Origin of the sequence: uncultured Lutibacter sp., assembly GCF_947495725.1 — a bacterium.
GTDB lineage: Bacteria > Bacteroidota > Bacteroidia > Flavobacteriales > Flavobacteriaceae > Lutibacter.
In genome coordinates, this window is record NZ_CANLZZ010000004.1 from 169,141 (window position 1) to 195,526 (window position 26,386).

Below are 26,386 nucleotides of genomic sequence, written 5' to 3' on the forward strand. Positions count from 1 at the left end.
ATGGCAAAGAAAAAAGCATTTGCATTACGAATAAATGAAGATATGCTCAAAGCTATTGAGAAATGGGCTGCTGATGAATTTCGATCTACTAACGGACAGTTAGAATGGATGCTAAATAAATGCCTAAAAGATGCTAAACGATTACAAAAAAAAACAAACTCAAACGATAATGTATAGTATTAAAACTACCAAAAACGAAAATCCTCTATTAAATCAAGTAGTAATTTCTAATGAAAATTTAAACCTGAAAAGTATAATTTATCCAAATCTTGGGGCAGCAATTCAAGAACTTTCTGTTAACAATGTTTCAATTATTGATGGAATAACAAATGACCAAGCTGGTTTAGATTTATACAAAACCAAGTTTAATTCCTCTTTTTTATTTCCGTTTCCAAACAGAGTAAAAGACGGAAAGTATTCTTTTGAAAATAAAGATTACCTATTAGAAGTAAATGAAACTAATTTAAACAACAGACTTCACGGTCATATTTTTAACAAAAGTTTTTCTGTAAAGTCACAAAAAGTTTCTGAAAAAAATGCAAGTGTAACTTTTAGTTATTCAGACAATGGAACAAGTGAAGGTTTTCCTTTTCCTTATGAAATAGAAATAACTTATAGTTTTTCAAACTCAAATATGTCTATTGATTTTAATGTATTAAATATAGGGAAAACTTCTTTCCCTTATGGAATTGGATGGCATCCATATTTTAATGCGAAAAATTTAGGAACAAGTGTTATAAACTTTAATGCCGATAATCAATATGTTGTTGACGAACAAATGATTCCAAAACAAGAAACTCCATTAAAATTTAAAACTCCTCTTGAATTAGGCGATACTTTTTTAGATGACTGTTTTATTACAAAAGAATCAAACGTTTCTTTTAAAACGGATGAATATGATATAAATATTGACTTTTCTTCAAAAACTCCAAACAGTTTTTTACAGTTTTATACACCTGACACTAGAGATTGTATAGCTATTGAACCAATGACTTGCGCACCAAATAGCGTTAATAATAAAGATGGGTTATTAACTTTAGCTCCAAAAGAAAACTATAGCTGGAATATTAGCTTAAATTTTTAAATAACTTTATTTAATAAAAAAAAACTCCAAATTTTATTTTGGAGTTTTTTTTATTTTATTTTTTACATCTTATTTTTTCGGATGCACTAATTTCATTTCTTCAATAAGGTTTTTAGCTCCTGCATATTTATCAATAATAAATAACACATAACGCACATCAACCATAATACTTCTAACAATATCCGCATCATAATGCAAATCACTCATTGTTCCTTCCCAAGTAGTATCGAAAGCTAAGCCAATCATATTACCATTTGCATCCACAACAGGACTACCAGAATTTCCACCAGTCATATGATTTGTAGTTAAAATGTTTACGGGCATTTTTCCATTTTCACCATACTGTCCGTAATCTTTAGATTTATATAAATCTTGTAATTTTTGTGGAACATCAAATTCATAATCCCCAGGTTTATGTTTTTCCATTACTCCTTTTAAATAAGTAGTTGTATTATAAGTAACACCATCTTTTGGATTGTACCCTTTAACCATTCCATAATTTACTCTTAAAGTACTGTTTGCATCTGGAAAAAATCTTTTGTTTGGAAAAACATCCATTAGAGCTTTCATATACTTTTTTTGAACAGCTGCCAATTTTAAATTAATTTGCTGATAAGTAGGTTCAATTTTTTTATAAAATGCATTGTGCAATTCTTTTCCAAAAATATATGCACTATCCTCGTTTAATTTTTTAATTACCTCTTCTGAAGACCCCTTAAATAATTCTTCTACTCCTTCAAAAGTTGTTAATTTGGACGTACTATAAATGTTATTTGCTAAAGTTGAAAAATCTACATTAACCATAGTTGATGGTAAAAACTCTTTTGGAGATTTTTTAGCATATAAAGCAACTAATTTTTCAAATACTGGCTTATCTACTTGTGCACTGTAATTTTTAAATTTACCTTGTAATGATGCCAAAACCCCTGCTTTATTACCTTCAAAAGCATTATTTCCACCTCCTAAATAGGCCTGCTCTAATTGATATAAGCTAAAAGTAATACTTAACAATTCAACATTTCTATAAGCAACTTCAATCCAATAATCTCGAGCCAAAGAAACACTTTCGATTTCTTTATATAATTTTTCAAAATCAGAAAGAAGAGTTGAATATCCAACTAAGTCTTTTTCCTTAACTATTTTAGAGAATTCGGCTTCTAATTCTCTCTTTTTTTCAATTGCATTGGTATTGTTAATTCCTTGGCTTTCCCCAATCCACTTTTTCCAATAATTTGCAATAGAAGCAAATTTAGAAGCGTATTTAATTTTAATCTCAGGATCCTTACGCATATAAGAATCAACAACTTTTAATGCGGTATCTCTAATCTCAATTTTAGCAGGATTTATAACATTTGCAATTTGATTAACTCCAACTGCCGGTAAATACTCATTTGTACGACCTGGGAATCCAAAAACCAAGGTAAAGTCATTTTCTTCAACTCCATCTAAAGAAATTGGTAAGTAATGATTTGGTTTGTAAGGAACATTATCTTTTGAATACTTTGCTGGGCGATTATTTGCATCGGCATAAATACGAAACATAGAAAAATCTCCTGTATGGCGAGGCCACATCCAGTTATCTGTATCTGCACCAAATTTTCCAATTGAAGTTGGAGGAGCACCTACCAATCTAACATCTGTAAATTTCTCAATTACAAATAATAAATATTGATTTCCTTTGAAAAAAGATTTAATATATGATTCTTGCCAAGCTTCTTTTTTTGAAGCTTTATTAACTTTTAATATATTTTGATTGATAATTTTCAATTTTGCTGCTTCATCCATATCGTCAGAAACTCCAGCAAAAACTTCCGCAGTTACATCATCAATTCTTTTGATAAAAGTTGCGCTTGCCCCTTCGTTTGGAAGTTCTTCTTCATAACTCAATGCCCAAAAACCATCTTTTAAATAATCATGTTCTATAGTTGAATGCGATTGAATTTCACCATAACCACAGTGATGATTAGTTAATAATAAACCATTTGGAGAAATAACTTCAGAAGTACATCCGTTTCCAAAATGCGCAATAGCATCTTTTAAGCTCGAATTATTTACATCATAAATATCATTTATCGACATTTTCATTCCCAATTGAGCCATCTCATCTGCGTTCATACCTTCTAATAAAGATGGTATCCACATTCCTCCTTGAATGTCTCGAGTATCTTGTTGAGCTACTGGAACTTCAACTTTTTTCGCAATTTGAGTAGTTTCTTGTACGGTTTTACATGAAACAACTAACAATGCTGCTATCAAATAAAGTTTAAAATATTTCATTCTTTTATATAATTGTATTTATTTATTTTTTTTAGGATGAACTAAAGTCATTTCTTTAATTAAATTTTTTGCTCCTGCATATTTATCTACTATAAATAATACATAACGAACATCAACCATAATATTTCTACAAATATCTGGATCGTAATTCATATCACTCATTGTTCCTTCCCATACTCTGTCAAAATTTAAACCTATAAGATTTCCTTCGGCATCAATTGCTGGACTTCCCGAGTTTCCTCCAGTAGTATGATTAGTTCCAATAAAACAAACCGGAATTTTACCGTTTTCGGCATATTGTCCGTAATCTTTGTTTTTGTATAATTCTTGTAATTTTTGAGGAACATCAAACTCATAATCTCCAGGAATATATTTTTCCATTACACCCTCTAAATAGGTTGTGGTATTAAAATAAACTCCATCTTTTGGTTCGTAACCTTTAACCTGACCGTAAGTTACACGAAGTGTACTGTTGGCGTCTGGAAAAAAGCGTTTATTAGGAAAAACCTCCATTAAACCTTTCATATACTTTTTTTGAACCGCTTCTAATTGCATATTCAATTGCTGAAATTTAGGCTCTATTTTATTATAAAAAATAGTATGTAATTCTTTTCCAAATTTATAAGCTTCATCATTATTCAATTTTTCAATAACTTCTGTGGCGGAACCAGCAAGTAATTCGGTTGCACTTTCTAAAGAAGTTAACTTTGACCTTGAATAAATACGATTTGCTAGCTCATTAAAATTAACATTTTTCATATTTAAAGGAACATAATCACTTGGCGCTTTTTCTGCATAAAGACTCGCTAATTTAGCGAAAACTGGTTTATCTACTTTTGCGCTATAATTTTTAAAAGTCCCATTCAATCTGCTTAAAATTGTAGTTCTTGCACTATTAAAAGCTTCTTCTCCTCCTCTTAAAAAAGCTTGCTCTAATTGATATCCTCTAAAGGTAATTCCTAATAATTCTACATTTCGGTAAGCCACTTCAATCCAATAATCACGAGCCAAAGAAACACTTTCAATTTCTTTATATAAATTTTCGAAATCAGACAATAAAGTTGAATAACCTACTAAATCTTTTTCTTTTACAATTTTTGAAAATTCGGCTTCCAAAGCTCTCTTTTTTTCAATAGCTTTTGATTTTTCAATTCCTTGATTTTCACCAATCCATTTTTTCCAATAATTAGCAATTGAAGCATATTTAGATGCGTATTTTATTTTAATTTCGGCATCTGAGCGCATAAAACCGTCAACAATCTTTAACGCATTTTCTCTAACTTCAATTTTAGCAGGGTTTAACACATTTACCGTTTGATCAATACCAACGGCCGGTAAATATTCATTAGTAGTTCCAGGAAAACCGAAAACTAATGTAAAATCATTTTCTTCAACCCCATCCAATGAAATTGGCAAATAATGATTTGGCTTGTATGGTACATTTTCTTTAGAATATTCTGCAGGACGATTATTAGCATCAGCATAAATACGGAACATAGAAAAATCTCCAGTATGACGAGGCCACATCCAGTTATCAGTATCTGACCCAAATTTACCAATAGATGTTGGAGGTGCACCAACCAAACGAATATCCTTATATTCTTCGGTTATAAATAACATGTATTGGTTTCCTTTATACATTGCCTTAACATTTGCATCTTGCCAAGTTTCTTTATTTGCCGATTTTACAACTTTTAAAATATTTTGATTTATCTTCTTTAATTTTGAAGCTTCATCTAAATCACTTGTAACACCTGCAAAAACCTCAGCAGTAACATCGTCAATTCTTTTTATAAAAGTTACTGTCATACCTGGATTTGCTAATTCTTGGTCGTAACTCATAGCCCAAAAACCATTTTGCAAATAATCATGTTCAACTGAAGAATGCGATTGAATAGCTCCGTATCCACAATGATGATTGGTAAGTAACAATCCATTTGGGGATATAATTTCAGAAGTACAACCTCCATTAAAATGAACAATGGCATCTTTTAAACTAGAGTTATTAACATCATAAATATCCTTGGCAGTCATTTTACTTCCTAACTGCTGCATTTCAACTTCATTAACACCTTCAAGCAATGAAGGGATCCACATTCCTCCTTGAATTTCTCGTGTATCAACCGTTTTTGAAATTGTATTGTGCTGCGTTTCAGTTGTTTCTTTAATAGTTTTGCATGAAACTATTAGTAAAGCAACAAATAAATAAGGTATTATATATTTCATTTCATTAAAATTTAATGCAACAAATATAAGAAACCCATCAATCTTAAATTACGAATAACAAAATAAAAAATATTAAATTAGCCGAAATTCAAAAAAAATATATGGATACTACACCATTTTTTACACAAGACACAATAAGTTTTGGAATATTAATGCTTACGCTTGGCTTTGTTTTTTATACTTCAACAAGTAAAACAAAAGGATGGGTTAAATTTTACAAATATGTTCCAGCTCTTTTAATGGCTTATTTACTGCCCGCACTATTTACTTCAGCAAAAATTATTGCTCCTGAATGGGAAAGTGTAAATGAGGTTGGAATGGTTACCAAACATAGTTCCCAACTATACTACGTAGCAAGTAGGTTTTTACTACCTGCGGCATTGGTTTTGATGACTTTAAGTATTGATTTAAAAGCAGTTTTTAATTTAGGTCCAAAAGCTTTAATTATGTTTATTACAGGTACCATTGGAATTATAATTGGAGGTCCCATAGCAATTCTATTAATATCTACTTTTTCGCCTGAAACAGTTGGTGGTGTTGGACCAGATGCTGTTTGGAGAGGTTTAGCCACTTTAGCTGGAAGTTGGATTGGTGGAGGAGCTAACCAAGCTGCAATGCTAGAAATATATGAATACAATCCAAAAAAATATGGTGGAATGGTATTAGTTGATATAGTTGTAGCAAATTTATGGATGGCAATTGTTTTAATTGGGATTGGAAAATCTGAAAAAATTGATAAATGGCTAAAATCAGATACTTCAGCTATTGAAGAGTTAAAAGAAAAAGTTTCTACATATGCTTCAAAAATTTCAAGAAATCCATCACTCTCTGATTTAATAATTATTTTATCCATTGCATTTACAATTGTTAGTTTTTCACATTTTGGAGCCAATACAATATCTATGTTTTTAAAAGAAAACTTTGAAGCGGTTAGTGATAAAAGTTCAGCTTTATCTTCATTTGGTTCTCAATTTTTTTGGATGATTAGTATTGCTACAATTTTAGGAATTATAGCTTCCTTTACTAGGTTAAAAAATTACGAAGGGGCCGGAGCGAGTAAAATAGGAAGTGTTTTTATTTATATTTTAGTTGCAACTATTGGTATGAAAATGGATTTGGGTAAAATATTTGAAAACCCAGGACTAATATTTATTGGACTTGTTTGGATGACCATACATGCTGTTCTATTAATTATTGTTGCAAAAATTATTAGAGCTCCTTACTTTTTTCTTGCTGTTGGAAGCCAAGCCAACGTTGGAGGTGCAGCCTCTGCTCCTGTTGTAGCTGCGGCATTTCACCCTTCATTAGCTACCGTTGGTGTTTTATTAGCTGTATTTGGTTACGTTGTTGGAACTTACGGTGCTATGCTTACTACTGAATTAATGCGAATAGTAGCACCTTAATTATTGTTTTTATTCAAATAAAAATTAGATATTTGTCTGTATAAATTTAATTTAATGAAAAAAATAGTTGGCCTCTTAATTATAGTAACCATTTTAGCTTCATGCGGTAATAATAAATCCGGAAATATGAAAGTAAATGGAAATATTGATGGATTGAAAAAAGGAACACTTTATTTACAAAAATATGTTGACACTTTATTAGTATCTGTAGATTCTGTTAGCGTTAACGGTGAAAGTAATTTTATACTTTCCGATAATGTTGAAAGTCCTGAAATATACTTTTTAATGTTAAATAATATTGAAGACGAAAAAATAACCTTCTTTGGTGAAAAAGGTGAAATCACAATAAATTCCAAATTGGAAAAGTTTGCTACTTCTGCTAAAATTTCTGGTTCAAAAAACCAGGATATCTTAAATGAGTACGAAGCAATGATGGTTAAATTTAACGGTGCTGAATTAGATTTTATTAAAGATCGATTTGAAGCTCAAAAAGAAGATGACCAAGAGGCTTTTTTAGAAATTCAAAAAAAAGAAAGCAACCTTATTAAAAGAAAATATTACTACACTACCAACTTTGCTATTCAACATAAAAATAAAGAAGTTGCACCTTATATTGCTTTAACCGAGTTATACTATGCAAATATTAAGCTATTAGATACAGTTAATAATTCATTAACTAAAAAAATTAAGGCATCAAAATACGGAGCTGAACTGGATAGATTTGTTACTCAAATAAAAGATAAAGAAAAATAAATTTCGTTGAAAATCAACATTAAAAAGCTCCAAATAATTATATTTTATTTGGAGCTTTTTTTAGAAAATTATACTATCATTTATTCTCAAAAAAATAGGAAAACAAAATTGTTTAATTTCCTTATAACTTTAGGTTAAATAAGTAATCTCTGCTTTTCTTATTTTACAATTAAAACTTGACCTATTGCTAAGTCATTCGATTTCAAATCATTAAGTTGCTTTAATTCATCAACTGTTAATCCATAGGATCTTGATATAGAATATAAAGTATCCCCTTTATTTACCGTGTAATTTGAAATATTATTTGAAGGATCAATATTTCTTTTAAAAGGTTTTCCTAAAACCTCTGTATCGTATTTATCTAAATTATACTTTTCAATTAAAGCAATTAATTTAGCTGGATATCTTCTATCTGTAGCGTAACCTGCAGCGCTCAAACCTTTTGCCCAACCAACATAATCACCTTGTTTTAATTTAAATAGTTTTGCATATCTAGATCTACCTACTAAAAACAAAGAATGATCTTCAAAAGATTTTGCTGGGTCCTTATATTTTCTAAAGCATTCTCCTTTCTCATCATCATCATGGTAAACCTTACCTCCATTCCAACCTTTGTGGCATTTTATTCCAAAATGATTGTTCGATTTTTGAGTTAACTGACTGTAACCGCTTCCCGATTCTAAAATACCTTGAGCCAATGTTATACTAGCAGGAATTTTGTACGTGCGCATTTTCTCCTTTGCCGTTTCATTGTACAGTTGTATATACTCAAGGGTTTTATTTTGAATTGGTGTAGTGGTTTTTGTAACTTTTTTAGCTGTTACAACTTTTGATTTATTAGAACTGCGTTTAGCTACAATTTCTTGTTGAGCCTTGTTGGATTTTTGAGCTATCTTTTTTTTAGATTTACAACTTGCTAATAATCCTACCAAAATTATACTATATATAAAATATTTCATTTTCATTTTATTCAATAACACATCTATTTTTTCTATTCAAAAAAGTATTCATCCCTTCAATTCCTTGTAAACCTCCCGTATGAATCGCTACTATTTTTGTCTTTTCCGAAAAATAATCTTTTTTAATCAAATCAACAATTCCAAACATCATTTTTCCAGTATAAATTGGGTCCAACGGAATACCTGTTTCTTTTTTAAATTTATTAATAAATTTAATTAATTCGTCTGTCACTTTACCATAACCTCCAAAATGATACTCTGTATTTAAACTCCAATTATTGTCCGTTAGTATGTATTTTTTAATTTCATTATGAAGAAAATTTCCTTTTAAAGCTGGAAAACCTATTACTTTTTGATGAGGTTTTAAAGAATTTATCAATCCCGAAATAGTTCCACCCGTTCCAATAGCAGAACAAACTATGTCATATTTTGAATCTTCTTCGGTTAAAATTTCTTCGCAGCCTTTTACCGCCAGTTCGTTGGTTCCACCTTCCGGAACCAAATAAAACTCCCCATATTTCTCTTTTAAAAATTGAATAAAACCTTCTGAATTTTTATTTCTGTACTCACTTCTAGAAACAAATTCAAATTGCATTTTATAATCAGAAGCAAATTTTAACGTTTGGTTATTTTCAATAACTTCCTGTAAATTATTTGCAAGTTCATCTCCCCTAATTACACCAATAGTTTTAAAACCAAATTCAAAACCAGCAGCAGCTGCTGCAGCAATATGATTGGAGTAGGCACCTCCAAAAGTTAAAAATGTATGATGGTTTAATTCCTTGGCCTTTTCTAAATTATATTTTAATTTTCGATATTTATTACCTGAAATAAAATGGTGAAGTTCATCTTCTCTTTTAATAAATAGTTCTACTTCTTTTCCTTCAATTTCAGAAAAAGTAATTTTTTGAGTTCTGCTATGTTTATTTTTTAAGAGCACGCTTCAATTTTTTCTTCTAAAGCCTCCCATTCTTCCATTAATCTTTCTGCCTTTAGCTTAGCTTCCTCATAGTTTTTAAAGAAATCTGTATTAGCTGAAGTAGCTTCATAGTCCTGAGCCAATGCTGCATCCATTTCTAATATTTTCTTTTCACATTCATCAATTTGCGATTCAAGTTTCGATAATTGATTTTTCATTCTTTTCAACTCCTTTTCTTCTTCTCGAGATAATTGATTTTTTTTCTTTTTAGATACATCAACAGTTTTGTTTACTACAGTTCTTTTTTCAGCTTCACGTAAGTTTTCAATTTGATGTTGTTCTAAGAAAAAATCAATATCACCTAAGTATTCTTTAATAACTTTATCCTTAAATCCATAAACCGTTGTAGCTAAACCTTGTAAAAAATCTCTATCATGCGATACTAAAATAAGCGTTCCATCAAATTTACTAAGTGCTTGTTTTAACACATTCTTGGAAGCTATATCTAAATGGTTAGTTGGCTCATCCATAATTAAAACATTGAAAGGCAACAACAACAATTTACAAAGTGCTAGCCTATTTCTTTCTCCTCCAGAAAGCATTTTAGCTTTTTTATCAACTGCATCTCCTCCAAATAAAAAGGAACCCAACATATCTCTAACTCTAGCTCGGTTGCCGTCAGTTGCAGCATCTTCCATTATTTCTAAAACTGTTTTCTCCGGCTCTAAATATTCCGATTGATTTTGAGCAAAATAACCAATTTGCACATTATGCCCCAATTTTAAATGACCTCCGTGAGGAATTTCTCCAACTAATATTTTTGCTAACGTAGATTTTCCTTGTCCGTTTTGACCTACAAAAGCAATTTTACTATTTCTTTCAATAAGTAAATCTACATTTTCCAAAACATGCTTGTCGCCATAACTTTTTGATAAATTTTCAGCTTCAACCACAATTTTACCAGGATCTTTTGAAACTTGAAAACGAATATTCATAACAGCATTATCGTCATTATCTACTTCAATTCGTTCTACTTTATCTAACTTTTTAATTAAAGATTGAGCCATAGTTGCTTTGTTGGCTTTTGCTCTAAACTTATCAATTAACAATTGGGTAGCTTTAATCTCTTTCTCCTGATTTTTTTGAGCTTGTAGCTGTTTTTCCTTTATTTCTCCTCTTAAAAGTAAAAACTGAGAGTATGGTTTTTTGTAATCGTAAATTTTACCCAAAGATATTTCAATGGTTCTATTTGTAACATTGTCTAAAAACATTTTATCGTGCGAAACAAGCACAATTGCGCCAGAATAATTTTTTAAGAAATTTTCTAGCCAAACAATTGATTCAATATCTAAGTGATTTGTTGGCTCATCTAATAATAAAATATCATTATCTTGAAGTAATAATTTTGCTAACTCAATTCTCATTCGCCAACCTCCGGAAAAAGTATCTGTTAGTTTATCAAAATCTTCTCTTTGAAATCCTAAACCTTGTAATATTTTTTCTGTGTTTCCTTGATAATTATAACCTCCAAGCAATTCGTATCTATGGGTATAATCATTAAGATTAACCATTAAATCATGATAATATTCACTTTCATAATCGGTTCTTTCTGCCAATTCAAGATTTACTTCTTCTAGCTTTAATTCTAGTTTCTTTATTTCTTCAAAAGCTTCATATGCTTCTTCTAAAATAGTTCTTCCTTCAACAAAATCAATATCTTGACGTAAAAATCCAATACGCACATCTTTATCAAAGGCCATTGTTCCAGATGAACTTTCAATATCTTTTGAAATTACTTTTAAGAGTGTAGATTTTCCTGCTCCATTTTTTCCTATTAAACCAATTCTATCTCCTTTATTTAACTTAAAAGTTATCTCTGAAAATAAATCAGAACCGGCAAAAGAAACCGATAAATTATGTACGTTAAGCATTTATATTTTATAATTAAATGTAAATTTGTCTTTATTTCAAAAATCGTACAAACTTACTATAAAAATGTTTGGTACTCAATTAAAGTTCATATTAATAATTTAACTTATTAACTCGCAATCAATCAACAATGATTAAAAAAGGAACAAAATTATATAGTGTATTATTTAATAAATGTCCTAGATGCCATAAAGGAAGTTTTATGGAAGGAAATAATATTTTTAGCTTTAAAAACATTAATAAAATGAAGGAAAGTTGTTCAAATTGCAACTTAAAATACATGATGGAACCTTCGTTTTATTACGGCGCTATGTATATTACCTATGCCTTATCAGTAGGAATTTCAGTAGCCACGTTTATAATTTCTAACCTTATTTTTAAACTAAACTTATTACAGTGTTTTATACCAATAGTAGTAGTCCTAATTTTAACATCTCCAATAACACTTCGTTTTTCAAGAATTATTTGGATAAATATATTTGTTAAATATAATCCAAAGCTAAAAGATTCTAAAAACGATTAATTGTAAAATCATTATCTAGCTCTACACCCTTTTCTAAATGGTTGTAAAGTGTTTTAGCAGCTAATGGAGCAATCATTACACCTCGAGTGCCCAATCCGTTAAAGACAGCTAAATTGTTGTGTTTTGGATGCTTTCCTAATAAAGGTCTTCTATCTTTTATAGTTGGTCTTATACCTGCAACATGTTCTACAATTTTATAAGGAACCGTTAAAAAAGATTCTAACTTACTTATTAACTCGTTTTTACCTTCTTGTGTCGGATTTTTAGATTTATCTTTCCAATTAAAAGTAGCACCCACTTTATAATAATTATTTCCTAAAGGCATAACAAACACAGCCGCTTTAATTAAGAAATCCACTTTTAACTTAGGTGCATGTATTACTAATAATTCACCTTTAGCCTCCTTCATTGGTAAATAATTAAAGAATGGATTGGTACTTAAGCCAAAACCTTCGCAAAATACAACTTTTGTTGCTTGGAATTCTTCATATGTGCAATTAGATTGATCTAGCTTCAATTTTTCATAATTAAAGCTTTCATTTTTAAGCAATCCCATGGTTAATAAATAATTTCTATAATCATTTATCAAAGATTTTGTATCAATTCTGCCGGTATTTATTAATTTCCCAAATCCAAAATTCGATTGTATACCTTCATACTTTTCATGTAAAATTTCAGAAACCATATAATTTGAAAGCCTAGGTTTATCACTTGCTATAAACCAATTATTTTGTTCTTCTATAGTTTTAAATATTCGATAAATATCAACAGAATAATCATACTTTTTATTGAATTTTTTTTCTAAATCTTTATAAAAAGGCAAAGCTAAATTTAGCTGTTCAATTGCATTCCAAACAGGTGTAAATCTTTTTAAAATTACTGGATTATACATTCCTCCTGCAACAATAGATGAGTTTTGTGAATTATCTTCATAAACAATATATGATTTTCCATTTTTTTCTAATTCTCTAGAAAATGAAAGTCCTGCTAAGCCTAATCCAACAATAATATAATCTATTTTCATATTTCAAAATTACTTATTAAAACAAAAAACTCTTGCTTTGGCAAGAGTTTTTTTATAATAATATTTAACCGAATTTAGTAATTCCACATATCCAGTTCTTTATTTCTAATTTGATCTTTAATTTTATTTGATTCTAACACCTGAAACAATGAGTTTCCTTTTACATATTCTGAAACGTCACGATCTCCATAAATATTTTCTTCTCTAATAATAATTGAGCTAAATCTTCTTGCATTTAAAACGTGATCAAATGAAATAGGAAAGGCTGAATTTTTAGGGTTGAAAACTTTCATTTTGTGTAATAGATTTCTTGCATCTGGAAACCAAACCCAAAACAATGGTAATTGCTCAGTAATATCAATATCTTCTCTTCCCATTGTTTGAACATCTGGAGCAATAGGAGCAAGTGCTAATAATCTATATTTTAACTCACCTTGTCTTTTATCAAAATACCAAAGACCTTTAATTTTAAATCCTTCAATATCTTGTGAAGTTAAATTTATCTTATCTACATATTCATCAATATTCGTGGCCCCGGCATTCATTTCATCAAAACCAGCGTCAGTGGTATCAACTCTAAACAACTTTCTGTTTATTTCTGCTTTGGTCATTTTAGCCGTAAAGTAGGAATCGTCATAAACTTCAGTTATTTCATCATTCTTAATTCCTTTTAACAGCGTATCAAATAAAGATCTTCTATTTCCCGAAACAGTAGTTGTATCAACTGGATAATATAACGGTAAATTGATTTTTTCATTCAAATCAATATATTCCCAAACTACTTTAGACCATAAAATATCTCTATCATCTACATACCCATACTCTAAAGGTTTATCATTATCGGCTGCTTGTTGCTCAATAGTTTTCTTTCCAATATCAGAAGGTCTTTTGGCGTTCAACGGATTACCAGATTGAGCAAATGTTGCTTGAACCACAACTAGTGCTAAAATAAAAATTCCAATATTTTTCTTAATCATCATTTATTACTGTTTATTGAATTTCAATACTTACCGGAGATGCATTCTTAATTTTATAAGATGTATTTCCTACTAACGAGGATTTTATATCAAATATTGTAACAACATCACCTCTTTTAGCTTTTGCAATTGCTTTTGATGCCGCAGCATCCATTCTATTTCCTCTTACTACAACAGCACCTTGTCCAGGTACTTTAAGTGTAAAACCTGTAGTATTCAAAGTTAAGTCAAAATCAAAATCTGGTAGCATTGCACCAACTGTTGCTTTTCCTAAACTTGTTTTTGGCATTTTTACATGCCCTCCTTGTTTTCTTATAGTACCTTGTGGTGAAGGTATATCTTTAATTCTAAAATTTTGAGAAGAACTAACTGTTTGTCCATTTGGTAGTTTTCCAGAAACTGTTATTTTAACCTCTCTTCCTGATGAAGGAGTCATAATATACTTTCCTGATCCACTTCCCTTTCTTAAACCACTTGCGTTAGCTTGTACCAAATTATCCGGTATTCCAGGTATTGAAATAGTCATAGGGTTTGGCACTCCCCTATATACAACATTCATTTTGTCTGCTGAAATAACCGCACTATTTGGTTTTGGAATAACCGCATAACTTGAAGAAATTGGAATTTCTACAGGTTCTCCGTTTTCTGTAAAAACAAATTTACCTTTAATATTATGTTCACCTACATTTCCTGCTGGAAAATCTAATAAAACTTGTCCAGCCTGAATACTTTCTTTTGGTAATGCTCTTCCACCTATTTCAACAACATCAGCTTTTAAAGTTGGGTCTTTTTTACCTAAATAAATTTTACCCGTAAATTTTTCTCCTTGAAAAAAGGCCGTTTTATCAGAAACCACAATGGCTTCATAATTTGTTAAGGATACATCACTTTCTAATTGCCCACCTAATAAACTACTATAAATTTCAGATTCTGTAGTTTTAATATCCATTTGCATGGATGTTAAATTGGTTATTGTTGAAATTAAAGGAAAACCCTCGTAACGGTTTTTTAACCATGGCTGTTTTCCATCCTCAATTTTTTGGTCTGATGTATCAAATCTTTTATTTACAACTTCACTTATAGGATTGTTTTCACCAAGTAAACCTTTTATTCCATCTCTAAAACCAGAAATTTTATCTAAAAATTCTTGTCCGTTTGGAGTAAACTTTCCACTTACGAAAAAGTGTTCATCCACAATGTTAGTTTTATCCATTGCTTCGTAATCCTTTATATCTTTTTGCTCTGCTAAAAACAGTGTTTTTTTAGATTCTAAATAATCACTAAAATCTTTCGAAAGTTGACTTACCTCCTTTGCTATCTTAGACAATTCGCCATATTTTTCTGGCTGTTCTTGAGCTTTGGTTGCTAAATTAGCAAGTGTTTCGTTATTTTTTTGTGTAGCAGTTGTGTTATTTTCAACCAACTTTTCATTCATAAAACCAAAAGCCGATAAAACTTCTTTAGACATATTCATTGCTAACATTGCAATGAAAACTAAATACATTAAGTTTATCATCTTTTGCCTTGGTGATAATTTACCTGAAGCCATATTAATTAGTTTTTTTGTTAATAATTATTTATTAGTTAACTAACTAATTAACTTTTACTTGACATAGCAGATAGCATATTACCATAAACTCCATTTAAAGACGATAAATTGGTAGTTAATGACTCCATTTGTTCTTTAAGTTTACCTGCATTTAAAGCAACTTGCTCATTAATTTCTGTTTGTCTTCCTGTACTTTCTAATTGTACTTTGTATAAACTATTTAATGATTCCATTTGAGCAGCTGCCATTGATAATTGCTCGCTATATTTACTAGTTGCAGCAATTGAATCTACAGCTGGGGCAATGTTTTCAGCAGCTCCTTTAAAGTTTTTAATACTTTCGCCTAAACTCGCCATTAAACCTGCGTCTAACTTCGCTTCTTTAAGCATATCATCTAATTTTTGAGATAACATACTTTGAGATTCTTTTGCTTCTGCTTTATCTTTGTCTCTTAATTTACCACCTGTTAATTCTGGATATACTAATGACCAATCCAAGTCTTCGTCAACTGGTTCAAAAGCCGAAATAGCGAAAACAAGTGCTTCCACCGCCATACCAATTGTAAGCATTACTCCTCCTGTTAAAGGTCCTATTTTAAAATGCATTATTTTAAAAAGAGCTCCAATAATTACAATTGATGCCCCAAGGCCATAAGCCATATTAAATAATTTCTTAGTATTTTTTTGTGCCATAATAAAAATATTAATGTTTGTTATATAGTTGATTTATTCTTTGTTTAATTCTGTACCCAAGTAATCTTGAACTGTTCTAAAGCCAATATAACTTCTTGCTGAATCGGCATATTCATAATCTCTTGTGCTCACTTCTAAAAAGTAAGCTACATCTTTCCAAGATCCTCCTCGAATTACTTTTCTATGATTTTTATCTATTTCTACATTTGGATTCATTGTTGAACCTATGTAATATGACGCCTCACTATAAGCCGTATTAGTCCACTCCGCAACATTTCCTGACATATTATATAGGCCGTAATCATTTGGTGGATAAGATTTTGCTTCAACCGTATATAACGCACCGTCAACGGCATAATTACCTCTGCTAGGTTTAAAATTCGCTAAAAAACAACCTCTATCTGAAGTAGTATATGGTCCTCCCCAAGGATATGTTGCATTTTCTAAACCTCCCCTTGCAGCATATTCCCACTCTGCCTCTGTAGCCAATCTAAACTGAGGAACTTGAGTAGGCCTTCTTGTTGAACTTAAAAAATCATTTTTCTTTTTAGTTCGCCATTTACAAAATGCTTTAGCCTGAATCCAAGAAACTCCAACTACTGGATAATCGTTAAATGCTTGGTGATAAAAATAATCTTGATGCATAGGATCATTATACGAGTAATTGAAATCTCTAACCCAAACAGTAGTATCGGGATATACCTTTATAACTTCTTTTTGAATAAAATCTCTTCTTCTTCCTTTTGCTCTTGCCGCCGCTTCTTGATCTAACCAATAATATGTAAATTTTAACTTATCAACATTTATTATTCTTCTTCCTTCAAAACTATCTTCTATAGGTGTGAAAATAGAATCAATCATAACCTCGGCATATTCTTCACTTGGAAATTCATTCACATTCCAAATAATATCTTCATCCCAATTTAACATTTTTCCTTGCGTTGGAGAATTGAGATCTCCCAAACTTCCATAGGTCTTCATCATATATTTTTGATAAGGAGACATATCTGTTGAGTCTATATTTAAAAAACGATAATCTTCTAATACTGGCTCACCATCGAAGGACATTAATTCGGAATAAAGTGCTAGTTCGGTTCTAACTATAGAATCTCTTACCCAATAGACGAACTCTTTATACTCGCTATTCGTTATTTCAGTTTCGTCCATATAAATGGGACGCACGGTTACAGTTCTAGCTGGGGAATTAAGTGACCCGGCAACATCTTCACTTTGTTTACCCATTGTAAACGATCCTCCAGGGATAAAAGTCATACCTAATGGTCTTTCAGAATGCCAATTACTTGAAGAACCTACTCCAACTAATTCACCTTGTTCATTAGATCCACAGCTAAGCACTCCAATAACCAGTAAAATATACAATGATACTCTCTTCATATTAATCTTTTGTTCTGTTATGACAAACGTATTACTATTTATTTTAAAATACAATAATTAAGTTCAAACTGTTTAAACTTAAAAAAATGCTATTTATTATATTTTTACAAAAAAAATTAAACTAATTTTTTTAATGTTCTTATCCATCTTTCAGGTATTTCCTGATTACTTGCACTAATATAATCTTGATATGTACAAGGTATTAACGCATGTCTTTTAAATTTATTACTATTACTTATATCTATTTCCATCCACCATCTTCCACTTTTATGGCTTTTATAAAAATTTAATAATTGCTCTTCAATTGGAACAATAAACTTTTTATATTGATCTTTTAATCCAAAAGGGTAATCGTTTGCTCTATAATTAAATCCTTCAATAAAATACCAAATCATTTGAGCAATTAGCTGAGCTGTTTGATTTTTTAAATCTAATTTAGGGTTATATTCGAAAATACCAAATGAAGAAACTTTATCACTAATTCCTGCATATCTTGAAATGGCACAAATTTCTGTACCTGAAAACCCATTTGGAGTAGCTTTATTATTACCAGGCGCTACAGCATTTTTTATAGAAGATAAATCAACGCTTACTATATCCGCATCTCTTAAAACAGGCTCAACTATTTGAATATCACCTAATAATTCGCCTAATCTGTGTGTTTCAAAAAACAAGCTATCCAACAAATCTATTTCATCTTGAGAATTAAAATAAGTTTGGTAACCTATATTACAAAAGTTAAATAAGTTATTTGGCTGATTCATAACAATCTTACTTAAATAAGAATCTGAGGTTAACTCATCCTCAATAGACCCTAAATCGAATTTATTATCGACCGAAACTATGTTAACTGTTTGTTCCAACTTATCATAGGCTCTATAATTTGCGTAAGTAATATCCTGGCCACCTCCAATTATAATTGGTATAACTTTATTTTTTATTAAAAAGTTTAATATTTCACCTAGAGCAAAATATGTATCTTCAATTGTATGACCTTCAACAATATCTCCTAAATCTACAACTTTAACGGGCCAGTTTCCTGGATAAAGTTTGTACAATTCTTTTCGTATTTCACTAAAATCCGTTCCAGTTCCATAGTTACCAACCGCACCTCTTCCTTCTAAAACACCAATTATGGCTATTTTCTTATCTAAGATATTTGGAAATTGATTTTTATCTGAATAAATTTCAATGCATTGTCCAAGTGTAGTATTAGACTGCATTTTACTGTATGATAATAATGTATTGTCTACAGGATTGAGATAATCGAAATTCATTGTTTGGGGTTGAATAACACTTTTAAAGTGCCAAGATAATTAAAAATCTTATTTTTTATTCGTTTTTTTTCTAGTAGTTTTCTTTTTTGGTGCATTTTTTTCGATAATCCCTTTAACTTCCTCTAATGTTAACTTTTTAGCATCAACAGTTTTTGGTAGTTCAATTTTAGTTTTACCTTTTATAATATTAGATCTTCCCCATCGAGCTTTCTCAACTCTTATCCCTTCTTCTTCCCAATTATGAATTACTTTTTCAATTTCTTTTCTTTTTTTATCTTCAATTAATTCCACCAAATTTTCATGAGACAAATTATCGAAATCGTACTTTTTATTAACATTAATAAACATGTTATTCCATTTTATAAATGGCCCAAATCTTCCAACTCCTTTTTGAATAGGCATATCTTCATATGTGCCAATTGGAGCGTCTGCTTTTTGTTTTTCTTTAATTAACTCGATTGCTCTATTAATATCAATAGACATTGGATTTTCGTCTCTTGGGATAGAAACAAACATTTTGTCAAATTTAATATATGGTCCAAATCTACCGCTTGCAACTATTACCTCATTATTTTCAAATTCTCCAATAGTTTTAGGAAGTTTAAATAAATCCATTGCTTCCTCATAGGTAATTGATGTTAAAGTCTGATCACCTTGCAAACTAGCAAATTTAGGTTTTTCTTCATCTGTTGCCTCACCTATTTGTACCATCGCTCCAAATCTACCTAATCGTGCATACACATTTTTTCCGCTATCTGGATCTATACCTAGTAATCTTTCTCCTTTAGCTCTTTCTGCATTTGCTGCAACATCTTCAACAATTGGATGGAATGTTTTGTAAAAATCTTTAATCATCTCAATCCAATCTTCTTTTCCTTCGGCAATATCATCAAATTCAGATTCTACTTTTGCAGTAAATCCAAAATCCAAAATATTTGAAAAATTTTCAACTAAAAAGTCATTCACAATATTTCCAATATCTGTTGGTACAAGTTTTCCTTTATCTGATCCAACTTTTTCAGTAAGTGTTTCTGAAACTACCTTTTCATTTTTCAAAGTAATTTGAGTGTAGTTTCTTTCGGTTCCTTCTATTGTACCTTTTTCTACATATTCTCTTCTTTGAATAGTAGATATTGTTGGCGCGTATGTAGATGGTCTACCTATACCTAATTCTTCTAAACGCTTAACCAATGCAGCTTCACTAAATCTATATGGAGGTCTTGAATAACGCTCTGTTGCATTAATAATTTCATTTGAAAGTGCATCTCCTTTGGTTAAATTTGGAAGCATTCCGTCTTGCTCTTCATCTTCATTATCGGTACCTTCTAAATATACTTTTAAAAACCCATCAAATTTTATCATTTCACCATTAGAAGTAAAAATTGATGGATTATTCGAATTTGATATTTTAACGTTTGTTCTTTCTAATTGAGCATCACTCATTTGTGAAGCAATTGTTCTTTTCCAAATTAAATCGTACAATCTATCTTGGTCATAATCTACAGAAACAGATTGCGTACTCATATTAGTTGGTCTAATTGCCTCATGAGCTTCTTGTGCTCCTTTTGATTTATTACTAAAATTTCTTGGCTTGCTATATGACTTTCCAAAAGATGTTATTATTTCTTCTTTTGCATCTGCTTTAGCATCATCAGATAAATTTACACTATCTGTTCTCATATAAGTTATCAAACCAGCTTCATATAATCTTTGCGCCATCATCATTGTTTTTGCTACAGGAAAATATAGTTTTCTTGAAGCCTCTTGTTGCAATGTTGATGTTGTAAAAGGTGCTGCAGGTGATTTTTTAGCTGGTTTTTTCTGTAAATCTTCAACTTTAAAATTAGCTCCAATACAAGAATTTAAAAATGCTTCAGCCGCTTTTTTAGTTTTAAAATTTTTAGGCAAACTCGCTTTAAACTTTTTACCTTCAGAATTTGAAAATTCAGCTACTACTTTGTAAGACGCTACAGGCTTAAAATTAATTATTTCTCTTTCTCTTTCTACAATTAATCTTACAGCAACAGATTGTACTCTTCCTGCTGATAACCCTCCTTTTATTTTTCTCCAAAGTACAGGTGATAATTCGTACCCCACTAACCTATCTAAAACTCTTCTTGCTTGTTGGGCATTTACTAAATTATAGTCAATACTTCTTGGGTTTTCAACAGCTTTTAGAATAGCTTTTTCTGTAATTTCATGAAAAACAATACGTTTTGTATTGGCATCTTTTAATTTTAATTGCTCATATAAATGCCAAGCAATAGCTTCTCCTTCGCGATCCTCATCAGATGCTAACCAAACTGTATCAACTTTTTTTGCTAAATCTTTAAGTTTTTTAACAATTGCTTTTTTATCTGTTGAAACTTTATATTTTGGCATAAAATCACCTTCAACATCAATTCCTATTTCTTTAGATGGTAAATCTGCAATATGCCCAAAACTTGATTCAACTTGGAAATCTTTTCCTAAAAATTTTTCAATTGTTTTTGCTTTTGCAGGTGACTCAACTATTACCAGATTCTTTGCCATAAATATTGTCTTTTTTCATAAAACACACCTTATATATAATAGGTGATTTCGGTTTGCAAATGTATATAAGATTTTTAAAACTTATCAAATACTATTTGTAAAAAAACGAAAAAGCAGGCCGTAGAGCCTGCTTTTACTAAGGAAATTAATTTTTAATTTAATGAATATTCACTAAGTAAACCAATACTTTCGCCAGAATATTTATACTGAAACAATGTGTTATCACCAATTAATAGTAAATGACTTTCCAAAGGAATTACATCAAAAGTTGTAATATTTTTAAAGGTATTAATTAACTCTAATTCTTCAACATTTTCTTTATTGTAAACTTTTAATCCTGAAGTTCCATCGCAAATAAATAACAAATTGTCTTTTACGCCCAAACCATAAGGATTATCCATTGAGTACGATTTTACGTGTTCAATATTATAAATGTCAGATACATCTACAATTTCTAAACTACTTTCAAAAGCTCCACAAAAGTTACCAGCACGTAAGGTAATATAAGCATATTGGTCGTCTACTACTACCGGATCACAAGCTGTTCCATGTTGAAATTCAGAAACAAATTGCGGAGTAGCAGGTTTTGTAATATCATATATATACATACCACTCATACTTCCTAAAAATAATTGATCACCTCTATTAAAAATGGTTTCTATATCAAATCCAGCATGTACATCATTTAATTCTTGTGGACTCTCTAAGTTTGAAATATCAAAAATATTAATATTATGACTATCAACCGCGTACAAATAATCGTTTACAATTTTAAATCTGGCTAAAGAACCTCCTTGTCCTGTTGATTCTGATGATGCTGTTGCTACCATATCGAAAAATATACCTCCAGTTTCCCAATTATTTCTAACATCTTCAATCTTTCTACGTTCTTGAGTAATATTCCATCCTACAATAACATCTTCTTGATAATTTCCATTATCTCCATATTCTACTACTAAATTATCAACAAAAGGCATTGGAACATACCAAGGAAAAACATCTTCTAATCGTGCTATTTCATGAATATTATTTAAATCTGAAATATCAAAAACTAATAAATCCATTAAACTATCGGCATATAAATAATCTCCTTTCACCTCCATATCTTTATTAGCAATTATTTTAATAAATGCTTTTTTTACTGGATTTTCAGGATTCGAATTATCAATAATATGAATACCTTCATCAACATCATTCACTAATACCATATCCTTATAGGCATATATTTTTCCAGATTCTATAATAGGCTTTGGTGCAATAATATCTGTAGATGAACGTAAAGCTTTTAAAGACATATATTCTGCTTTAGCAACATTAACCGTTTCTAATTCATCCTCTGTTTTATCACAGGAAACCATAAAAAATAAGGCTGTAATAAATAAAAAAATATGTTTAGTTTTCATTTTAATTAATTTAAATGTTAGTATTTAAAGTTTGTTATTAATTTATAATAAACCCATATCACTAATACGAGTAAAAGTAGTAAAACGCTACAATTAAGTAAATTTTAAAATAGTATTGATAAATTTAATGCTCAAATATCTATTGTAAAATCAATCAATTGAAATTGTTAAATTTCTGCCAATCTGTCATATTTTTCGAAAATTGGTTATATCTTTGCAATCCAATTAAAAAGTATGGGAAGCGAAAAAGTTATAGAAGAAAAAAAGCAAGGACAGGCACTTTTAACAGAAAATAAATCTGGAAACCATAAAAAACTTTATATAGAAAGTTATGGTTGTCAAATGAATTTAAATGATACCGAAATAGTAGCGTCTATTCTTTCAACAGAAGGATATAACACTACTCATTTATTGGAGGATGCCGATTTAGTACTTGTAAATACTTGCTCAATAAGGGAAAAAGCCGAACAAACAGTTCGTAAACGTTTAGAAAAATACAATGCTGTAAAAAAAATAAATCCAACTATGAAAGTGGGAGTTTTAGGTTGTATGGCAGAACGTTTAAAAGCAAAATTTCTTGAAGAAGAAAAAATTGTTGACTTGGTTGTTGGCCCTGATGCCTATAGAGATTTACCCAATTTACTGCAAGAAGTAAACGCTGGTAGAGATGCTGTAAATGTAATTTTATCTAAAGAAGAAACTTATGGAGATGTTTCTCCTGTGAGGTTAAACAGCAATGGTGTCTCTGCATTTGTTTCAATTACAAGAGGATGTGATAATATGTGCACATTTTGTGTGGTTCCTTTTACTCGAGGAAGAGAGCGAAGTAGAGATCCAAAAAGTATTTTAGAAGAAATTAAAGAACTTGTGGATAGTAATTATAAAGAAATTACATTACTTGGTCAAAATGTAGATAGTTACCTTTGGTATGGAGGTGGTTTAAAAAAAGATTTTAAAAATGCTTCAGAAATTGCAAAAGCTACTGCTGTTGATTTTGCACAATTATTAGATTTAGCCGCAACTGAATTTCCTCAAACTCGATTTAGGTTTTCAACTTCAAACCCACAAGATATGAGCTTGAATGTAATTCATACTATGGCAAAACATGATAACATTTGCAAATACATTCATTTACCAGTTCAATCTGGAAGCACCTCCGTTTTACAACGAATGAACAGACAACATACACGTGAAGAATACATGGAATTAATTGATAATATTCGAAATATAATTCCAGAGTGTTCCTTGTCTCAAGATATGATTGCTGGCTTTTGTGGTGAAACAGAAGAAGAACACCAAGATACGCTAAGCTTAATGGAATATGTAAAATACGATTTTGGATTTATGTTTGCTTATTCTGAAAGACCAGGTACACCAGCAGAAAAACGTATGGAGGACGATGTGCCTAATGCCGATAAAAAAAGAAGACTAAACGAAATTATTCAGCTACAACAAAAACACGGGTTGTACAGAATGGAGCAGTTTATTGGAAAAACAGTTGAAGTTTTAATAGAAGGTACTTCTAAAAAATCTGATGCACATTGGAAAGGCCGAAACTCACAAAATGCAGTTGTTATATTTCCAAAAGGAGATGAACAAGTAGGAGATTTTATAAATGTTTTAGTAGAGAATTGTACATCAGCAACGCTATTAGGAAAAAGAGCATAAAAATATGGAATCATTACAAGTAATAAAACAGCGTTTTGGAATTATAGGAAATGATATTCACTTAAACCGAGCACTCGAAAAAGCTATTAGAGTTGCTCCAACGGATATTTCGGTGTTGGTAACTGGTGAAAGTGGTGTGGGTAAAGAAAATATCCCGAAAATCATTCACAATCTTTCTCATAGAAAACACGCCAAATATATTGCTGTAAACTGCGGTGCAATTCCAGAAGGAACAATTGACAGTGAACTTTTTGGACATGAAAAAGGCGCTTTTACTGGGGCAACATCAAGCCGAAATGGCTATTTTGAAGTTGCGGATGGAGGAACAATTTTTTTAGATGAAGTTGGAGAGTTGCCATTAACTACCCAAGTAAGATTATTACGTGTTTTAGAAAATGGAGAATTTATAAAAGTTGGTTCATCTCAAGTTCAAAAAACAAATGTTCGCATTGTTGCGGCTACAAACCTAAAAATGCACGATGCTATTGGTAAAGGTAAATTTAGAGAAGATTTATATTATAGGTTAAGCACCATTGAAATAAATCTACCTCCACTGCGCGAACGATTGAACGATATTCATTTATTATTTAGAAAATTTGCTTCAGATTTTGCTCAAAAATATAAAATGCCAACCGTTAGATTAACCGATGATGCTGTAAAAATATTATTAAATTATAGCTTCCCCGGAAATATTCGTCAGTTAAGAAATATCGCCGAACAAATATCGGTAGTTGAAGAAAATAGAATTATTTCTGCCGATAGAATTTTACAATATTTACCAAGTAAAGGTACAAACTTACCTTCGGTAATAAATGGAGAAAATAAAAAAAGTGATTTTGCAAGTGAACGAGAAATTATGTATAAAATATTGTTCGATATGCGAAATGATATCAACGATCTAAAAAAACTTACTTTAGATTTAATGAAAGGTAACGACACATCTAAAGTAAAGGAAGAAAATAAAAAACTAATTCAGAAAATATATCAAGAAAAAACTTTTGATGAAGAAGACAACCATGTTGAAGTTGTTCAAATTAACGAGGATTATAATACCAACGAAGATTTTCAATTTGCAGAAACAATAGATACCGACGAAAGTTTATCTATTCAAGAAAAAGAAATTGAACTCATAAAAAAATCGTTAGAACGAAACAACGGAAAAAGAAAACTTGCAGCAAAAGAATTGGGAATTTCAGAAAGAACTTTGTATCGTAAAATAAAACAATACGATTTGTAGTTTAAATAACTAACTTTGAACTCCTATTTATAAAATCATTAAAATAGAAAATGAAAAAAATTAACCTCTTACTCTTATTTCTTGTAAGTTATACATTTATTCAATGTGGCATTTACTCATTTACTGGAACCAATATTAGTCCCGATGTAAAAACTATACAAATTGATTTTTTTCAAAATACAGCCATTCTTGTTGAGCCCTCTTTAAGTCAAACTTTCACAACTAGCTTTAGAGATTTATTTGATACACAAACTAATTTAACTTCAGTTAGTTCGGGTGGAGATTTACAATTTGAAGGAGAAATTACAGGATATAAAATTAACCCTATGACAGCTACAGCACAACAAACTGCCGCTCAAAATAGGTTAACCATTACTGTAAATGTTCGTTTTTATAATAATAAAAATGAAGAAGATAATTTTGAAACTTCTTTTTCACATTTTTACGACTTTGGAGCAAATGAACAATTAGTAGGTGGACTAATGGATGATGCTTTTAAAGAAATTATTGACCGTATAACACAAGATATATTTAATGCTTCTGTAGCGAAATGGTAATT

21 protein-coding genes are annotated in these 26,386 nt (G+C 30.3%); 8 read left to right on the forward strand and 13 right to left on the reverse strand.

Going from position 1 to position 26,386, the window contains the following annotated elements; genetic code table 11:
• The gene (locus Q0776_RS10360) at window positions 1-177 is read left to right on the forward strand and encodes an Arc family DNA binding domain-containing protein (RefSeq protein WP_298367826.1); all 177 of its coding nucleotides are present in this window, start codon (window positions 1-3) and stop codon (window positions 175-177) included.
• Window positions 170-1,084, forward strand: a complete 915-nt coding sequence (locus Q0776_RS10365) for an aldose 1-epimerase (RefSeq protein WP_298367829.1) — start codon at window positions 170-172, stop codon at window positions 1,082-1,084. Before Q0776_RS10360 ends, Q0776_RS10365 begins: the two co-directional genes overlap by 8 nt.
• Window positions 1,085-1,153: 69 nt before the next feature.
• On the opposite strand, the gene Q0776_RS10370 is transcribed toward Q0776_RS10365, so the two are convergent.
• Both Q0776_RS10370 and Q0776_RS10375 read right to left on the reverse strand, forming a co-directional pair.
• Window positions 1,154-3,361, reverse strand: coding sequence for a S46 family peptidase (locus Q0776_RS10370; protein WP_366139207.1), 2,208 nt, complete (start codon window positions 3,359-3,361; stop codon window positions 1,154-1,156).
• An 18-nt stretch (window positions 3,362-3,379) separates the two neighbouring features.
• Complete coding sequence (locus Q0776_RS10375; RefSeq protein ID WP_298367832.1) at window positions 3,380-5,587, reverse strand: S46 family peptidase; 2,208 nt, start codon at window positions 5,585-5,587, stop codon at window positions 3,380-3,382.
• Window positions 5,588-5,688: 101 nt separating this feature from the next.
• Between Q0776_RS10375 and Q0776_RS10380 the strand changes: the two genes are divergently transcribed.
• Window positions 5,689-6,990, forward strand: a complete 1,302-nt coding sequence (locus tag Q0776_RS10380; RefSeq protein WP_298367834.1) for a DUF819 family protein — start codon at window positions 5,689-5,691, stop codon at window positions 6,988-6,990.
• Window positions 6,991-7,044: 54 nt separating this feature from the next.
• Entirely contained in the window at window positions 7,045-7,743 is a 699-nt protein-coding gene (locus tag Q0776_RS10385) for a DUF4369 domain-containing protein (RefSeq protein ID WP_298367836.1), read from the forward strand.
• Window positions 7,744-7,901: 158 nt separating this feature from the next.
• Here the strand turns inward: Q0776_RS10385 and Q0776_RS10390 are convergent, their stop codons facing one another.
• The 3 genes from Q0776_RS10390 to Q0776_RS10400 are packed head-to-tail and all read right to left on the reverse strand — an operon-like array spanning window position 7,902 to window position 11,552.
• Window positions 7,902-8,702, reverse strand: a complete 801-nt coding sequence (locus tag Q0776_RS10390; RefSeq protein ID WP_366139210.1) for a glucosaminidase domain-containing protein — start codon at window positions 8,700-8,702, stop codon at window positions 7,902-7,904.
• Window positions 8,703-8,709: 7 nt separating this feature from the next.
• A complete protein-coding gene (locus Q0776_RS10395; protein WP_298367840.1) occupies window positions 8,710-9,642 on the reverse strand; it encodes a pyridoxal-phosphate dependent enzyme in 933 nt (310 codons plus the stop codon).
• Window positions 9,633-11,552: an ABC-F family ATP-binding cassette domain-containing protein gene (locus Q0776_RS10400; RefSeq protein WP_298367842.1), complete on the reverse strand. Its 1,920-nt coding sequence runs from the start codon at window positions 11,550-11,552 to the stop codon at window positions 9,633-9,635. Before Q0776_RS10400 ends, Q0776_RS10395 begins: the two co-directional genes overlap by 10 nt.
• Before the next feature lie 128 nt (window positions 11,553-11,680).
• Here Q0776_RS10400 and Q0776_RS10405 point away from each other — a divergent pair, with 128 nt between their 5' ends.
• A complete protein-coding gene (locus Q0776_RS10405; protein ID WP_298367844.1) occupies window positions 11,681-12,073 on the forward strand; it encodes a DUF983 domain-containing protein in 393 nt (130 codons plus the stop codon).
• Here Q0776_RS10405 and Q0776_RS10410 read toward each other — a convergent pair.
• From Q0776_RS10410 to Q0776_RS10445, 8 genes are all read right to left on the reverse strand, one after another.
• Window positions 12,060-13,097 carry an FAD-binding oxidoreductase gene (locus tag Q0776_RS10410; RefSeq protein ID WP_298367846.1) on the reverse strand — a complete coding sequence of 346 codons (1,038 nt, stop codon included), beginning with the start codon at window positions 13,095-13,097 and terminating at the stop codon, window positions 12,060-12,062. The two genes, Q0776_RS10405 and Q0776_RS10410, sit on opposite strands and share 14 nt — an antisense overlap.
• Before the next feature lie 74 nt (window positions 13,098-13,171).
• On the reverse strand, window positions 13,172-14,077 hold the full coding sequence (gene gldN, locus Q0776_RS10415) for a gliding motility protein GldN (RefSeq protein WP_366139213.1): 906 nt from the start codon (window positions 14,075-14,077) through the stop codon (window positions 13,172-13,174).
• Between the two features lie 10 nt (window positions 14,078-14,087).
• Entirely contained in the window at window positions 14,088-15,623 is a 1,536-nt protein-coding gene (gene gldM, locus Q0776_RS10420) for a gliding motility protein GldM (RefSeq protein ID WP_298367850.1), read from the reverse strand.
• A 47-nt stretch (window positions 15,624-15,670) separates the two neighbouring features.
• On the reverse strand, window positions 15,671-16,315 hold the full coding sequence (gldL, locus tag Q0776_RS10425; RefSeq protein WP_298367853.1) for a gliding motility protein GldL: 645 nt from the start codon (window positions 16,313-16,315) through the stop codon (window positions 15,671-15,673).
• Window positions 16,316-16,348: 33 nt separating this feature from the next.
• A complete protein-coding gene (gldK, locus tag Q0776_RS10430; RefSeq protein WP_298367855.1) occupies window positions 16,349-17,710 on the reverse strand; it encodes a gliding motility lipoprotein GldK in 1,362 nt (453 codons plus the stop codon).
• 116 nt (window positions 17,711-17,826) lie between these two features.
• Window positions 17,827-18,987, reverse strand: coding sequence for a formimidoylglutamase (locus Q0776_RS10435; protein ID WP_298367857.1), 1,161 nt, complete (start codon window positions 18,985-18,987; stop codon window positions 17,827-17,829).
• A 48-nt stretch (window positions 18,988-19,035) separates the two neighbouring features.
• On the reverse strand, window positions 19,036-21,519 hold the full coding sequence (gene topA / locus Q0776_RS10440; protein WP_298367859.1) for a type I DNA topoisomerase: 2,484 nt from the start codon (window positions 21,517-21,519) through the stop codon (window positions 19,036-19,038).
• A 152-nt stretch (window positions 21,520-21,671) separates the two neighbouring features.
• Window positions 21,672-22,922 carry a hypothetical protein gene (locus Q0776_RS10445; RefSeq protein ID WP_298367860.1) on the reverse strand — a complete coding sequence of 417 codons (1,251 nt, stop codon included), beginning with the start codon at window positions 22,920-22,922 and terminating at the stop codon, window positions 21,672-21,674.
• Window positions 22,923-23,156: 234 nt separating this feature from the next.
• Here Q0776_RS10445 and miaB point away from each other — a divergent pair, with 234 nt between their 5' ends.
• The 3 genes from miaB to Q0776_RS10460 are packed head-to-tail and all read left to right on the forward strand — an operon-like array spanning window position 23,157 to window position 26,384.
• Window positions 23,157-24,590 (forward strand): tRNA (N6-isopentenyl adenosine(37)-C2)-methylthiotransferase MiaB, encoded by a 1,434-nt coding sequence (gene miaB / locus Q0776_RS10450; protein ID WP_298367863.1) that lies wholly within the window; start codon window positions 23,157-23,159, stop codon window positions 24,588-24,590.
• 4 nt (window positions 24,591-24,594) lie between these two features.
• Window positions 24,595-25,827 (forward strand): sigma 54-interacting transcriptional regulator, encoded by a 1,233-nt coding sequence (locus Q0776_RS10455; RefSeq protein ID WP_298367865.1) that lies wholly within the window; start codon window positions 24,595-24,597, stop codon window positions 25,825-25,827.
• A gap of 50 nt (window positions 25,828-25,877) precedes the next feature.
• The gene (locus Q0776_RS10460) at window positions 25,878-26,384 is read left to right on the forward strand and encodes an LptE family protein (RefSeq protein WP_298367868.1); all 507 of its coding nucleotides are present in this window, start codon (window positions 25,878-25,880) and stop codon (window positions 26,382-26,384) included.
• Window positions 26,385-26,386: the final 2 nt, after the last annotated feature.